Origin of the sequence: Streptomyces sp. NPDC101165 (assembly GCF_044768135.1) — a bacterium.
Taxonomy (GTDB): domain Bacteria; phylum Actinomycetota; class Actinomycetes; order Streptomycetales; family Streptomycetaceae; genus Streptomyces.
On sequence record NZ_JBIWPG010000007.1, the window covers coordinates 99,857 to 113,696 of the forward strand.

Sequence of the window (13,840 nt, forward strand, 5' to 3'; positions counted from 1 at the left end):
GGCCCCCGACGCGCTGCGCCCGACCCGCCCGGCAGCGGGACCCCCAGGGGCAGCGCGGTCGCACCCGACACCCGGACAACCGACCAGCCCAACGCCCCGCCCCGCCCGCCGGACACGGCTGCGTCCGGCACCTCGGCAACCACCCGACCGGACCGCACGTCCGTCCCAACGACCTCGGCCGCAGTCAGCACCTCCGCAACCGGACAACCGGACGGCCTCTCCAGTCTTCGGATCCTGCGGGTGGCCGGGCCGCTGGTGGAGATGGAGTGCACTGCGTCGGTAGCCATGCACGACCTGGTTCTGCTGGGAGCCGCCCGGCTACCGGGCGAAGTGGTCGCCATCCACGGCGACATGGCCACCGTCCAGGCCTACGAGTACACGGGCGGGCTGGCACCGGGGCATCCCGCCGAACCCCAGGGTCGGCCGCTGTCGGTGTCGTTGGGCCCCGCGCTGCTCGGGGGTGTCTTCGACGGCCTGTTGCGTTCCCTGTCCGGCGCCGGCGACCTCCTCCTGACCGGCGGCACGGGCGGCGAGCCGGACGGACGGACCTGGCCTTTCACTCCATGCGTGGCCGAGGGGACGCAGGTGGCAGCCGGTGACGTCCTCGGCGAGATCGGGGCGAGCGTACCCCTGCGGCTGCTTGTCCCGCCGGATTGCTCGGGAGAGGTGAGGCGGGTCGCCTCGGCGGGCGATTACGCCTCCGGCACGGTGCTCGCCGAGGTCGGCGGACACGGGGTGCGGATGGCACAGCCCTGGCCGGTGCGCAGGCCGCGCCCGGTTGCCGAGCGCCTACGCGCCGACGTGCCGCTGCACACCGGGCAGCGGGCCGTCGACCTGCTCTTCCCGGTGGCCCGCGGCAGCACGGTCGCCGTGCCGGGCGGCTTCGGCACCGGCAAGACCATGCTGCTGCAGCAGATCGCCAAATGGTGCGACGCCGACGTAATCGTCTACGTCGGTTGCGGCGAGCGCGGCAACGAGATGGCGGACGTCATCGAGGAGCTCTCCGAGCTGGCCGACCCGCGCACCGGTGGGCGCCTGTCGGAGCGCACGGTGACGATCGCGAACACCTCCAACATGCCGATGATGGCCCGCGAGGCGAGTGTGCACACGGGTGCCACGGTCGCGGAGTACTTCCGCGACATGGGTCTCGACGTCGTCGTCATCGCCGACTCGACCTCCCGCTGGGCGGAGGCGCTGCGCGAGTTCGCGTCCCGCATGGGCGAACTCCCCGCCGAGGAGGGCTATCCGGCGGGCCTGGCCTCGGAGCTGGCCGCGTTCTACGAGCGGGCCGCAGCGGTGCGCACCCTCGGCGGTGCGACGGGATCCGTCACGGTGATCGGCGCCGTGTCCCCGCCGGGTGGCGACCGCACCGAGCCGGTCACCGCACACACCGAACGGTTCGTGCGATGCCTGTGGAGCCTGGACCGCGACCTCGCCTACGCACGCCACTACCCGGCTGTCTCCTGGGTGGATTCCTTCTCCCGGGACGCCTCCGTGCTGGCCGCCGCACACGCGCAGGCCGGTGACCCGAACTGGGCGAGCAGGCGGGGCCGGGTGGCCCGGCTGCTCGCCGAGGCGGACCGGCTGGCCGACCTGGTCGAACTGGTCGGCATCACGGCACTCCCGCCGCGCGAGCGGATCAGCGTGCTCGCCGGGCGGCTGCTGCGCGAGGCCGTGATCCAGCAGAGCGCCCTGTCGCCGACGGACGCCTACAGCGCGCCCGAGAAGACGGCGGCCTTGGTGGAGGCCACGCTGGCGGTGATCGACCGCTGCTTGGAACTGGCGGAGTCCGGTACGGGAGCGGACGCCGTCGAGGCGGTCGACTTCACGCCGCTGCTGCGGGCCCGTGAGAGCGCGGGCCCGGCGGAGACCGCTCCGGTGGCGGCGGCTCGCGACACCGTGCTGGGCCGGCTTGCGGAGGCGGGGGCATGAGCGGGTTCGCGGATGTCGAGTACACGGGGGCGCGGGAACTGCGCGGCCCGCTGGTGGTCGTGGAGGGCGTGAGCGGGGTGGGCTGGGACGAGTTCGCGACGATCGCTCTCGACTCGGGTGAACGGCGGCACGGGCTGGTTCTGGAAGTGGACCGGGACCTCGCCGTGGTGCAGGTCCTTCAGGGCACAGCCGGCATGCACCGGACGGGCACCCGGGTCGCCTTCTCGGGCACTCCTCTGCGCATCCCGGTCGGCACCGGGTGGCTGGGGCGCGTGTGCAACGGGCGCGGCGATCCGGCCGACGGCGGACCGCCGGTGCTGGGCGGAACGGATGCGGCGGTGGACGGCGCACCGATCAACCCCGTACGCCGGGAACCCCCGAACGAGCCTGTTCTGACCGGCGTGAGCGCCGTGGACGTGCTCACCACACTCGTACAGGGACAGAAACTCCCGCTGTTCTCCGCGGCCGGGCTGCCGCATCTGGAACTGGCCGTGCAGATCGCGGCCCAGGCCACGTGCGGCGGTGAGGCGTTCGCCGTCGTCTTCGCCGGCATGGGACTCACCCACGCCGACGCGGCGTTCGTCCGCGCCGGGCTGGCGGAGCGCTCCGCGGCGCGGGAACTGGTCCTGCTGCTCAACACCGCCGACGACCCGGTCATCGAACGGCTGCTCACCCCGAGACTCGCCCTGACAGTCGCAGAGCACCTGGCCTTCACGGAGGGCCGCCACGTCCTCGTCGTGATGACGGACATGACGGCCTACTCCGAGGCACTGCGCGAAGTGTCCGCCGCACGAGGCGAGATCCCCGCCCGCCGGGCCTATCCCGGCTACCTGTACAGCGACCTTGCCTCGCTCTACGAACGCTGCGGCAGGATCAGAGGCCGACCGGGGTCGGTGACCGTCCTTCCGGTGCTCACCATGCCGGCGGGTGACATCACCCACCCCGTCCCCGACCTCACCGGCTACATCACGGAGGGGCAGATCGTGCTGTCCGCCGAGGTGTACGCGGCCGGGACGTATCCGCCGGTCGACCCACTGGCCTCACTGTCCCGTCTGATGCGCAAGGGAGCCGGGGCGGGCCGGACCCGCGCCGATCATCCGGACGTGGCCGCACAGCTGATCGCCGCTCTGGCCCGGTCCCGGCAGGTGCGGGAACTCGCCGACCTGATCGGACGGCCTGCGCTCAGCCCGACCGACCTGCGCCATCTGGACCTGGAGGACGCCTTCCGGCAGCGGTTCCTCGCCCAGTCCACCGATGAGAACCGCTCGCTGGACGACTCCCTGGACCGGGCGTGGGAGGTGCTGCTGACGTTGCCGCGCAGCCAGCTCGGCATGATCCCGGCAGACCTGCTGGACGCCCACCAGGCCTCGCACCGAGACGGCACGGACAGGCTGGAGACGGCGCCATGAGCGGGCGCACGAGCCGGGTACCGTCCGGGCGGGCCGGACGCCTGCGGCTGCGCCGCAACCTCGCCACCGCGCTCCGCGGAGCGGATCTGCTGGAACGCAAACTCAGGCTGCTGCTTGACCGGGAGCGGACGGAACGCCAGGAGGCGGAGGAGGCCGGCCGGGTGTGGCGGGAACGGCTGGCCGAGGCGGACACCTGGCTGGTGCGCGGAGTGCTGCTCGGCGGCGAAGGGGCGCTGAGCGAGGCGGTACCGACCGGCCGTGCCCGCGTCGATGTCGGGTGGGCGACATTGATGGGTGTACGGCATCCGGCGGCCGTGTCATGGACGGATCCCGTCCGTTCTCCCGAAGAGACGACGCCGCCGAACACCGCGCTGTCGCACGCCGAGAGGACATACGGCGCGGCTGTCCGTGCCGCCGCGGAACACGCCGTTCACCAGGCCGCGGCAGAGCTGCTCGCCGCGGAGGCCACACGGACCCGGCAGCGCGTCCGCGCGCTGCGCCGGCACTGGATCCCCCGGCTGCGGCGCGACCTTGCGGCGGTGGAGCTGGCGCTGGAGGAGGCCGAGCACGAGGAGGCGGTACGGCGCCGCTGGGCCGCTTCACACAGTGCCCGGTGACTGCGACCGGAACACACAGGCGACGGCGGGCCCGCGTGGGCCCGCCGGAGATGGACGTCGTTCCGTCACGTGCTGTGGCGGATCTCGACGTGTTTGGCCTCCGCCTTCTCGGCAACCAGACCCACGCTGACGGTCAGCATGCCGTCGGCGTAATCGGCCTTGACGTCGTCCTCGTCCGAGCCGGGCGGCAGCGTCACGCTGCGGCTCATCTCGCCGTACCGGAATTCGCTGTGGTTCCTGTCCACCTCCCGTTCGGTGCGTTCGGCCCGAACCGTCAGCACCCCGTCGCCGATCATGACGTCGATGTCCTCGGGCGACATGCCCGGAAGTTCGGCGCGCATGACGTAGCGATCCTCCTCCATGTAGTCCTCGATACGCAGCACGGGCATCGTGAACCGGCTGGGAATGGTCTCGAACCAGTCCGGTATCTCCGGGAACGGGAACCTCTGCCTGCGGGTCAGTGTGGCCATCGTCGTACCTCCTCGGCGGTCTCGCGTCTGCCGACACCTCCAGTGCAGCGCGCCCGGTCCCCCCGCGCTGAGGCCGAACAGCCCATGTCCGGGTCCCCGAAGTCCCTTTCCTCCCGCGCGTTCACGGTCAGACTGGTGGGGAAGGGACCACGACCCCGGCGGCGATCACCATGTCCGACGTCACCACCACCGACCTCTACGAAGTGACCATGGCCTTGTCCTACCTGCGCGAGGACATGCGGGCACCGGCCACCTTCAGCCTTTTCGTCCGCGACCTCCCGCCCAGCCGGGGTTTCCTGGTCGCCGCGGGCCTTGAGCCCGTCCTGGACTTCCTGGCCGACTACCGGGTCGAAGGCGAGGACGTCGAGGAGTTCGCGGACGTCCTGCACCGCCCGGTGAGGGACCTCGAACCGCTCCTCGGCCTCTCCTTCGAGGGCGAGGTCCGGGCCGTGCCCGAGGGGCACGCGGTGTTCGCCTACGAGCCGTTGCTGGAGGTGACCGCCCCGTTGCCACAAGCCCAGCTCGTCGAGACGTACCTGCTGAACCATGTCTGTCACCAGACGGTGGTGGCGTCCAAGGCAGCACGCTGCGTGCTGGCCGCCGCCGGGCACCCGGTGGTGGACTTCTCGCTGCGCCGCACGCACGGCCCGCAGGCGGGCTTCCAGACGGCCCGTCTGGGCGCGCTCGTGGGTTTCGCCGGCACCAGCAACGTCGCCGCCGCGACGGCCCTGGGCTTCGCGGCCTCGGGCACCATGGCGCACTCCTACATCGAGGCGTTCCCCGGCGAGGAGGAAGCGTTCCGCGCGTTCGCGCGCTGCCATCCTGGCCCGGTCACCTTCCTCGTGGACACCTATGACACCGAGGCGGGCGTACGGGTCGCGGCGCGTGTCCTGAGCGATCTGCGGCGCGGCCCCGGCTGCGCGATCCGCCTGGACAGCGGCCACCTCGATGCCCTCGCGCGACGGTCGCGCGCCCTTCTGGACGCCGCCGGGCTGGCCGACGTGCGGATCGTGGCCAGCGGCGGACTCGACGAGTACGGCGTGGCCAGGCTGGTGCGCGCCGGCGCCCCGATCGACGTGTACGCCGTGGGCACCCGCGTGGGTGTGGCGGCGGACGCCCCCTACCTGGACTCGGCGTACAAGCTCGTGGAGTACGACGGCCGGCCCGTGATGAAACTGTCCTCGGCGAAAGTCACGGCCCCCGGCCGCAAGCAGATCCACCGGCGCACCGGACACCCGGACGTCATCGCCTTGGCCGGTGAGGGACCTCCGCAGTCGGCACGGCACCTGCTGCACACGGTGATGCGCGGCGGCCGGCGGACGGGGCCGCCGGACCACTGGCAGCACGCGCGCGAGCGGTTCCGCGAGGACATCGCCGACCTGCCGGCGCCGGCACGCCGGATCGAGGACCCCGTACCGGTCCGGGCCATCCGGTCCCAGGCCTTGGAAGAGCTGACCGCGAGGGTGCGCGCGGACATCGAACACCGCATGCAGTCGGCAGCCACCCCCATCGCCTCGCACTCCTCGTGACCTTCGCCGAGCACACGCCGACCGGTGGGCCCGACGGGCCCGACCCCGGGACCAATGGCCCCTGGCACCTCATTCGAACCGGGACTTGCAATGGGATCGCGGCAGTTCTCCACGCCACCGCAGCGAGGAGGCGACGGTCATGACCACGCCCGCGCCGACACGGCGCAGCGACCGGCCCGCGCCGAGGACCGGTCCCGGGGAGAGCGGCGCCCCGATGTACGCCCGCGTGGGCGACGAGATCGTCGTACGCAGCACCAAGGCCGGCGTCGTGACCCGAGATGGTGAAGTCGTCGGCGTCCACCATCCCGACGGCAGCCCGCACTACGACGTGCGTCGGACGGCCAACGGCCGAGTCAGCCTGTACTTCCCCGGGCCGGACGCCTACGTCCGGCACCTGGCGCACCAGTCCGTTCCTGCGGACGCGGCGCCCGAGGCGCTCTCGGCGCCCAGTGGGCCGGAGCCTGGAGGCGACCATGTCCACGCAAAGTGACCGGCGGCCGATCGTCGTCGGCATCGAGGCCGACCCGACCAGGCGGATGGCGCTGGCCTGGGCGGCCGACGAGGCAGCCCGCCGACACCTTCCGCTGCGCCCGGTCCGTGCCGAAGGCGTACCGACCCGGGGCTACCGGGGACGGGAGGAGGTCCCTCCGTCCTGGGAGGAGTGGAACGAGGAGCTCCACCGCGGCGGGAAGCAGTTCCTGGCGGACGTCGTGGACTTCGTCGCGGCCCGGCATCCCGAGGTCGAGGTAGACGCCGTGCTCGCCGAAGGCGACCCCGTGTGGGTGCTGCGCGAGCAGAGCCGCCATGCCACGGCCGTCGTGCTGGGCTCGCAGCACCTGAGCAGGGCCCAGGAGGTGTACAGCTCCGCGTCCGTCGCCCTGCCCGTCATGGCGCACGCCCACTGCCCGGTGGTCGTCGTGCCGGAACCGGAGCATGTCACCCAGGAACCCGAGTACTACGTCGTCGGCGTCGACGGGAGTGAACATTCGGCCGCCGCGGTCGACCTGGCCTTCGAGGAGGCCGCCCTGCGCGGTGCGGAGTTGCGCGCCCTGTACGTCTGGCAGCCCGGACCGTTGAGGATCTTCGACGAACACGCGGCCGAGCAGGAGTGCCGCCGGCTGCTCTCCGAAACCGTGGCCGGCCGCCAGGCCCGCTACCCGGAGGTGGATCTGCGTCACGAACTGGTCGTCGGCCATCCCGTGCAGGTCCTCACCGAGGCCTCGACGCACGCGCTGGGCCTGGTGGTGGGCACCCGAGGGCGCGGGGGCTTCACCGGCATGCTTCTGGGGTCGGTCAGCCAGGGTGTGCTGCACCACGCCCGCTGTCCTGTCATCGCCGTTCCGACACGTGTGTGAGTCGTTTCCCCCAGCAGCGAAGGGAGGCCGTCGTGACCGCACAAACCATCGACACGAACACCGTCACGGCTCTCGTGGCGGACGCCGCTGCGGCGCCCTCGCAGCACAACACACAACCTTGGGCCTTTCGATACCTGCGCGGCATCGGCGTCCTGCGCCTGTACGCCGACCCGGCACGTACCCTGCCGCGGACCGATCCGGACGGACGAGGCCTGCACCTGGGCTGCGGCGCCGCGCTGTTCAACCTGCGGGTGGCAGCCGCGGCCACGGGGCTGGGGTCTGACGTCAAGCTGCTCCCCGACCGGGAGGACGCGGGTTTCCTCGCCGAGGTGCACCTGTGCGGCACAGCGCGACCCGACAGGATGCTCGCCCGGTTGCACCCGGCAATCCCTCGCCGTCACTGCAGCCGCCTCCCCTTCCGCGACGAGGACATACCCGCCGATGTGCAGGAGCGGCTGTGCGACGCGGCCCGCGCCGAGGGCACGCAGTTGCTGTTTCCGGGCGCCTGGCACGTGCAGTCGATCCTGGAATTGGTGCAGGACGCCGAGGGCCGGGAAGCACTCGACCCGGGGGTGCGCGGGGAAACGGTGCAGTGGACGCGCACGGAGTCGTCGGGGGCCGCGGAGCCGGCCGACGGCATCCCGGCCGAGGCGTTCGGCCCTGGCCAGCACGTGACCGCAGCCCCCGTGCGCGACTTCGCCGCCGGCCGTCCGATGCCGGGGCGTGGCTGGGCGTCCTTCGAGAAGAACCCGCGCATCGCCCTGCTGGGTACGGCCTACGACGGGCCTGCCGACTGGCTGCGTGCAGGCCAGGCACTGCAGCGGGTCCTGCTGCAGGCCACCGCGGACGGGCTCGTCACCTCGGTGACCTCTCAGCCCCTGGAATGGTCGGAAATCCGATGGGCGGTCCGCGATCCCCTGTCCGACATGGCCCACGTGCAGATGGTGCTCCGGCTCGGCTATGGCCCGGAAGGCCACGCGAGCCCGCGGCGGCCGGTGGCCGAGGTGCTCGACATCGTCTGAAGCACGAGCGGCCGGGACTCGACGGCGAGGAGGAGTCGCATGAAGGTTTCCGAGGTGATGACTGCTCCGCCGGTGTGCGTCGCGCCCCACGACTCCCTGGCCGAGGCGACCCGGAAGATGACTCGGTCCGCCGTCGGCTCCCTCCTCGTCGTCGAGGAAGGAGCGCTGCGCGGCATCGTCACCGACCGCGACCTCGCCGTACGTGGCTTGGGCGGCGGCCTGGATCGGGAGGCACGGGTGGACGCGGTGATGTCGGCGCCGGTGGTCACCGTCGACGTGGACGACGATCTTCAGGTGGCCTACGGGACGTTCCGCCGCTCGGGGGTGCGTCGGCTTGCCGTGCTGCACGACGGCGAGGCGTTGGGTGTGCTCACGATCGACGACCTTCTCCTCGATGTATTCCGGCGGCTGGCCGACCTGCTGGGACCGGTCGCCTGGAGTGTGCTGCAGGAGCCACCGGGGCCTCCCTCGGCAGGTGAAGCTTCGTATGAGCCCTGAACCGGCCCATCGAGGATCGGCCGCCCTGCACGACGGCCGCGCGCCGACGTCTGGCCCGGCCACGGAACTCGGCGAGCCGGCCGGAGCCCGACCGGACGTCTCCGCCTCAGCCGTCCCGTCTCTGCCGGTCCCGGACGTCTTCGCCGTGCTGGACGGCTCTCCGCGCGGTCTGACATCGGCCGAGGCCGCCGCACGGCAAGCCCGCTACGGCCCCAACGACCTGCCCGCCGTCGGTCGGGTGCGCCTGTGGCCGCGGCTGGCCGCACAGTTCACCGATCTCTTCGCGGTGGTGCTGCTCGTCGCCTCGGCCATCACCTTTCTCGCCTACGCGCTGGAGCAGCCCCGGGATCCGGCGACGCTCCAGCTGGCCTTCGCCATCCTCGGAGTGGTGCTGCTGAACGCGGGCATCGGTTTCGCCCAGGAGTACTCCGCCGAGCGCACTGCGCAGTCCCTGCAGGCGATGGTGCCGCACGCCTGCCGGGTGCTGCGGGACGGTGAACGGCAGGAGTTGCCCGCGCGGGACCTGGCACCAGGTGATGTCGTGGTCCTGGAGGCCGGGGACGCAGTGCCGGCCGACTGCCGGCTGGTGGAAGCGCAGGAGGTGGCCGTCAACAATGCGGCCCTGACCGGGGAGAGTGACGCTGTCGCGCGGGTCGCCGATCCCGTGCCGCAGGGACCGCTGCTGGAAGCCCGCAACTGTGTGTTCATGGGCACTGACGCGGTCGCGGGCACGGGCAAGGCAGTCGTCTTCGCCACCGGGGCGGCCACCGAGTTCGGACGTATCTTCCGGCTCACCGCGGCCGCACCGCGGCAGAAGACCCCGCTGCAGCAGCAGGTCGCCGCCATGGCGCGCCGGGTGGCGGGCGTCGCGCTGGCGACCGGGGCCATCCTCTTCGCGGTGCGCGTGCCCAGCGGACAGCCGTTCGTCGACACGTTCGTCTTCTCGCTCGGTGTGATGGTCGCCCTCGTACCGGAGGGCCTGCCGGCGACCCTCTCCGTGTCCTTGGCGATCGGCGTCCGTCGGATGGCCCGCAGACACGCGCTCGTCAAACAGTTGCTGGCCGTGGAGGCGCTGGGGTCGACCAGCGTGGTGTGCACCGACAAGACGGGCACGCTCACCCAGGCCGAGATGACCGTCGTACGCCTGTGGGCCGACGGCGTGTCGCACGCTGTGTCCGGCGTGGGATACGCGGCTGTCGGCGAGGTCACGGATGCCGGGCCGGTACGGGAACTGCTGCGGGCGGCGGCGCTGTGCTGCGACGCCCGGCTCGTGCCGCCGTCCGGCCCGCACGGGTGGCGTGTGCTCGGTGACACCACCGAAGGCGCGCTGCTGGTGGCCGCGGCGAAGGCGGGCCTGGACACGGCGGCGGAAGAAGCCCGTACGCCCCGGGTGGCGGAACACCCCTTCGACTCCGTCCGCAAGCTGATGTCCACCGTCCACCGCGATCCGGACGGGACGTATGTCGCCTATGTCAAGGGCGCGCCGCTGGAGCTCCTCGCCCGGTGCGACGCCGTCGACCGGACCGGAACGCCGGTACCTCTGACGGAGGCCTCCCGAGCCGAAGCCGTCGCTGCAGCCGACGACCTGGCGAGGCAGGGCCTGCGGGTGCTGGCCGTGGCTCGCCGCCGGGTCGCCGGTCCGCAACCACTCCTGGAAGACGTGGAGTCGCAGCTGACCCTGCTGGGTCTCGCCGGAATGTACGATCCGCCCCGGCCGGAGGTGCGGGACGCGGTGGAAGCATGCCGGCGGGCCGGGATCCGGATCGTCATGGTCACCGGCGACCACCCGCTGACCGCGGAGGCCGTCGCCCGCCGCGTCGGGATCGTGCGCGGCCCGGATCCGACCGTCGTGACGGGGGCCGCGCTGGACGCGCTGGACGACGGCGGACTGGACGCGCTGCTGGCCGGCTCTACGGAGCTGCTGCTGTGCCGGGTCAGTCCCGAGCACAAGATGCGGGTGGTCACGGCATTGCAGCGGCGCGGCGAGGTCGTCGCGGTCACCGGGGACGGCGCCAACGACGCGCCTGCCCTCAAGCACGCGGACATCGGTGTCGCCATGGGCGCGTCCGGCACCGACGTGGCGCGTGAGGCCGCGGTCATGGTGTTGATGGACGACTCTTTCGCCTCCATCACCACCGCGGTGGGACTGGGCCGTTCGGTGTACCGCAACATCCGTAAGTTCCTGATCTACCTGTTCAGTCACAACATCGCCGAACTCGTGCCGATCCTCGCCGCGACGTTCGCCGGTTTCCCGCTGGTGCCGATCACGGCGGTGCAGATCCTGGCCATCGACCTCGGCTCGGACGTGCTGCCAGCCCTGGCGCTCGGTGCCGAGCCGATGGAGAAGGACGTCATGGACCGCCCACCGCGACCGCGCCGGGAACGGCTGTTCTCGACCGCCGTCATGGGCCGGATCCTCTTCCTGGGTGGCATCCAGGCCCTCGGCGTGTGCGCCGTCTTCTTCTGGCACATCCACGCTTCGGGCATCCCGTACGCGCACTTCACGAAGAGTGATCCCGTCTACCGGGAGGCGATCACCATGGTCCAGGCCGGCATCGTCGTCAGCCAGTTCTTCAACGCGCTCGCGGTGCGCACCGACCGGCAGAGCGTCTTCCGGGCCGGACTGCTGAGCAACCCCTGGCTGATCGGCGCAGGGTGCTTCGGCATCGCGCTGATGGCCGCCATCAGTTACGCGCCGCCACTCCAGACGGTTTTCAACACCGCGCCGCTGACCCCCGCCGACTGGGCGGTTCTGGCCGGGTTCGGTGCTCTGCTGCTGGCTGCCGAGGAATCCCGCAAGTGGGTGCTGCGACACCGCAGGACCCTCCCGGAGGGAGGAAAACGATGAGAGCGATCATCGTGGGCTGCGGCCGGGTCGGTTCCACCCTCGCCGCGCAGCTGGTCGCCGAGGGCCACGACACGCGTCTCGTGGACTGTGACCCCAAGGCGCGCAGGCTGCTGCCGGCGGGCTTTCCCGGCGACTTCCTCGTGGGCAACGGCTTCAGCCGTTCCGTGCTGGAGGCGGCCGGTGTCGCCCACGCGGACGCGCTGGTCGCGGTGACCTCGGCGGACAACAGCAACATCGTCAGCGCGCGAACCGCGAAGGAGACCTACCGGGTTCCGATCGTCCTCGCCCGGATCAACGATCCCCGCCGCGGAGACATCTGCCGGGAGTTGGGCATCCCGACCGTCTCCAGCGTCCGCTGGGCCGTCAGCCGCTTCCACCAGATGCTGTTGCACCGCCACCTCGCTTCCGAACGCACCTTCGGCAACGGTGAGACCCTGCTGGTCCGTTCCGAGCTGCCGTCCTATGTCACCGGTCGGCGCCTGGCCGAGTTCGACGTCGACGGCGAGATCCGCGTCGTGGAGATCACCCGCGCCGGCCGCTCGCTGATGCCCGCTCACGGTGTCCGCGCCGAGCCCGGGGACCTGGTCACGTTCGCCGTCGCCGCGACCGCGCTCGGCCGGCTGCGCGGTTTCCTCGACAAGGAGCTGGGAACGTGAAGGTCCTCATCGGCGGCGCCGGCCGACTCGGCACGCAGATCGCCCAGGTGCTCTCCGCCGCGCACAACGACGTGATCCTCGTAGAGCAGGACGACGGCCGAGTGGCCGAGCTCGCGGCCCTGCCCGGCATCCGCCTGGTCGCCGGTGACGCCTGCGACCCAGTTCTCCTGGAACACGCCGGGGCATTGACCTGCGACCTCGTCATCTCCGCCACGGGACGGGACGAGGACAACCTGGTCATCAGCCTGATCGCCAAGCGACAGTTCGGGGTGGGACGGGTGGCCGCACGCATCAACGACGCGGAGAACGCCTGGCTCTTCGACCAGCGGTGGGGTGTGGACGTCGCGGTCCCCTCCGCCACCCCGCTGATCTCCCTCATCGAGGAGGCCACCGGGGCCACGGACACAGTGGCGCTGCTGCGGCTGAGCAAGGCGGGCGTCGAGGTCATCGAGACCGCGATCACGGAACAGTCGCGGGCCGCTGGGCGCGCTCTGGGCGAAATCCCCCTGCCGGCCGGCACCGTCGTCGCCACCGTCGTCCGCAACGGCCGGCCCACGGTTCCCGGCCCCGAAGTGCGGCTGCTGCCGGGCGACGAACTCCTGCTCGTGTCGCACGAGGCGACCGAGCAGGAGATCCACGCGGCCTTCCAGTAGGCGGGACCCGGCACCGGACCCGGGCTCGGCTCACTTCTTCTCGGAGCGCACGATGACGACCGGACAGTTCGCATGCTGCGACACGTGCTGGCTGACGGACCCGAGCAGGGCGCGCGCGAACCCGCCCCTGCCTCTGCTGCCCACGACCAGGACCTCGGCATCTTCGGCGGCCCGCAGCAGGACGTCGGCGGGGTTGCCGTGCACCACGTGGGTCCTGACCGCTTCGGCTGCGTCCGCACCGAGCACCTCGGTCAGTTCCTGCCTCATCTTCTGCCGGGTCTCGTCCTCGTCGACGTCCATGTCCACGGCGGGCGCCGACCACCCGTACAGGCCTGGCAGCTCCCACACCGCGATCGCGTCCACGGTTCCGGCGCCGGCCAGGCCGGCGTAACGCACCGCCCAGCGCAGGGCCTCGTACGAGGACGGCGACCCGTCGACACCGACCACCACCCTCGGCTCGGTTGCATCCCTGTCCATGCGTCCCACCTCTCCTTCGACGTGTGCGCACACCTGGCCGCCGGATCAGGATCCACCTCTGTTCTCCACGCTGCAGGACACATCGTCATGCCGCCAGAGAAGCGCCTCCCGCGGCATGACGGACGATGCTGTCGTCAGCGGCCGTAGCGCATCACCCCGCCGGGCTCCACGCGTTTCCACTCGCGAGTTCACGGGGAGAGACAACGGCTGTCGATGCCGCCGCCGACGGCCCGCCACACGCCGTAGGCGATGGCCCCGCCGCCGAACCCGCTCGCGAAAGCCACCGCCACACCGGTCGTCGCTGAGAGGTCCCGGGCCTCGGGCCGGGCGCCAATGGCGCCGCGGGCATCCAGCCATACCGTCGTGGTGGCGCC

The 13,840-nt window shown here is 71.8% G+C and carries 13 protein-coding genes; 11 read left to right on the forward strand and 2 right to left on the reverse strand.

What is annotated here, in order from left to right:
• The first annotated feature begins 240 nt into the window (after window positions 1-240).
• From ACIRVH_RS16435 to ACIRVH_RS16445, 3 genes are read left to right on the forward strand one after another with little or no spacing between them, the layout of a single operon-like run.
• Window positions 241-1,932: a V-type ATP synthase subunit A gene (locus ACIRVH_RS16435; RefSeq protein WP_403953246.1), complete on the forward strand. Its 1,692-nt coding sequence runs from the start codon at window positions 241-243 to the stop codon at window positions 1,930-1,932.
• The gene (locus tag ACIRVH_RS16440; protein ID WP_403953248.1) at window positions 1,929-3,341 is read left to right on the forward strand and encodes a V-type ATP synthase subunit B; all 1,413 of its coding nucleotides are present in this window, start codon (window positions 1,929-1,931) and stop codon (window positions 3,339-3,341) included. The genes ACIRVH_RS16435 and ACIRVH_RS16440 overlap by 4 nt, the downstream gene beginning before the upstream one ends.
• Window positions 3,338-3,958: a V-type ATP synthase subunit D gene (locus ACIRVH_RS16445; protein ID WP_403953251.1), complete on the forward strand. Its 621-nt coding sequence runs from the start codon at window positions 3,338-3,340 to the stop codon at window positions 3,956-3,958. Before ACIRVH_RS16440 ends, ACIRVH_RS16445 begins: the two co-directional genes overlap by 4 nt.
• A 65-nt stretch (window positions 3,959-4,023) precedes the next feature.
• On the opposite strand, the gene ACIRVH_RS16450 is transcribed toward ACIRVH_RS16445, so the two are convergent.
• Entirely contained in the window at window positions 4,024-4,428 is a 405-nt protein-coding gene (locus ACIRVH_RS16450) for an Hsp20/alpha crystallin family protein (RefSeq protein ID WP_403953252.1), read from the reverse strand.
• Between the two features lie 170 nt (window positions 4,429-4,598).
• Here ACIRVH_RS16450 and ACIRVH_RS16455 point away from each other — a divergent pair, with 170 nt between their 5' ends.
• The 8 genes from ACIRVH_RS16455 (at window position 4,599) to ACIRVH_RS16490 (ending at window position 12,989) form a co-directional block, all read left to right on the forward strand.
• A complete protein-coding gene (locus ACIRVH_RS16455) occupies window positions 4,599-5,957 on the forward strand; it encodes a nicotinate phosphoribosyltransferase (protein WP_403953255.1) in 1,359 nt (452 codons plus the stop codon).
• Between the two features lie 139 nt (window positions 5,958-6,096).
• Window positions 6,097-6,447, forward strand: a complete 351-nt coding sequence (locus ACIRVH_RS16460; protein WP_403953258.1) for a DUF1918 domain-containing protein — start codon at window positions 6,097-6,099, stop codon at window positions 6,445-6,447.
• Entirely contained in the window at window positions 6,431-7,312 is an 882-nt protein-coding gene (locus ACIRVH_RS16465; RefSeq protein WP_403953259.1) for a universal stress protein, read from the forward strand. Before ACIRVH_RS16460 ends, ACIRVH_RS16465 begins: the two co-directional genes overlap by 17 nt.
• A gap of 32 nt (window positions 7,313-7,344) precedes the next feature.
• Window positions 7,345-8,334, forward strand: a complete 990-nt coding sequence (locus ACIRVH_RS16470; protein WP_403953262.1) for an Acg family FMN-binding oxidoreductase — start codon at window positions 7,345-7,347, stop codon at window positions 8,332-8,334.
• Between the two features lie 39 nt (window positions 8,335-8,373).
• Window positions 8,374-8,832 carry a cyclic nucleotide-binding/CBS domain-containing protein gene (locus ACIRVH_RS16475; protein WP_403953265.1) on the forward strand — a complete coding sequence of 153 codons (459 nt, stop codon included), beginning with the start codon at window positions 8,374-8,376 and terminating at the stop codon, window positions 8,830-8,832.
• Window positions 8,822-11,680, forward strand: coding sequence for a cation-translocating P-type ATPase (locus tag ACIRVH_RS16480; RefSeq protein ID WP_403953267.1), 2,859 nt, complete (start codon window positions 8,822-8,824; stop codon window positions 11,678-11,680). Before ACIRVH_RS16475 ends, ACIRVH_RS16480 begins: the two co-directional genes overlap by 11 nt.
• On the forward strand, window positions 11,677-12,336 hold the full coding sequence (locus ACIRVH_RS16485; RefSeq protein ID WP_403953270.1) for a potassium channel family protein: 660 nt from the start codon (window positions 11,677-11,679) through the stop codon (window positions 12,334-12,336). Before ACIRVH_RS16480 ends, ACIRVH_RS16485 begins: the two co-directional genes overlap by 4 nt.
• A complete protein-coding gene (locus tag ACIRVH_RS16490; protein ID WP_403953272.1) occupies window positions 12,333-12,989 on the forward strand; it encodes a potassium channel family protein in 657 nt (218 codons plus the stop codon). Before ACIRVH_RS16485 ends, ACIRVH_RS16490 begins: the two co-directional genes overlap by 4 nt.
• 30 nt (window positions 12,990-13,019) lie before the next feature.
• Here the strand turns inward: ACIRVH_RS16490 and ACIRVH_RS16495 are convergent, their stop codons facing one another.
• On the reverse strand, window positions 13,020-13,466 hold the full coding sequence (locus tag ACIRVH_RS16495; RefSeq protein ID WP_403953274.1) for a universal stress protein: 447 nt from the start codon (window positions 13,464-13,466) through the stop codon (window positions 13,020-13,022).
• Between the last annotated feature and the right edge of the window lie 374 nt (window positions 13,467-13,840).

Coding starts and splice junctions, on each gene's coding strand:
- ACIRVH_RS16440 (WP_403953248.1), top strand. CDS start 1,929: ATGAGCGGGTTCGCGGATGTCGAGTACACGGGGGCGCGGGAACTGCGC.
- ACIRVH_RS16495 (WP_403953274.1), bottom strand. CDS start 13,466: ATGGACAGGGATGCAACCGAGCCGAGGGTGGTGGTCGGTGTCGACGGG.
- ACIRVH_RS16485 (WP_403953270.1), top strand. CDS start 11,677: ATGAGAGCGATCATCGTGGGCTGCGGCCGGGTCGGTTCCACCCTCGCC.
- ACIRVH_RS16445 (WP_403953251.1), top strand. CDS start 3,338: ATGAGCGGGCGCACGAGCCGGGTACCGTCCGGGCGGGCCGGACGCCTG.
- ACIRVH_RS16460 (WP_403953258.1), top strand. CDS start 6,097: ATGACCACGCCCGCGCCGACACGGCGCAGCGACCGGCCCGCGCCGAGG.
- ACIRVH_RS16465 (WP_403953259.1), top strand. CDS start 6,431: ATGTCCACGCAAAGTGACCGGCGGCCGATCGTCGTCGGCATCGAGGCC.
- ACIRVH_RS16455 (WP_403953255.1), top strand. CDS start 4,599: ATGTCCGACGTCACCACCACCGACCTCTACGAAGTGACCATGGCCTTG.
- ACIRVH_RS16480 (WP_403953267.1), top strand. CDS start 8,822: ATGAGCCCTGAACCGGCCCATCGAGGATCGGCCGCCCTGCACGACGGC.
- ACIRVH_RS16475 (WP_403953265.1), top strand. CDS start 8,374: ATGAAGGTTTCCGAGGTGATGACTGCTCCGCCGGTGTGCGTCGCGCCC.
- ACIRVH_RS16450 (WP_403953252.1), bottom strand. CDS start 4,428: ATGGCCACACTGACCCGCAGGCAGAGGTTCCCGTTCCCGGAGATACCG.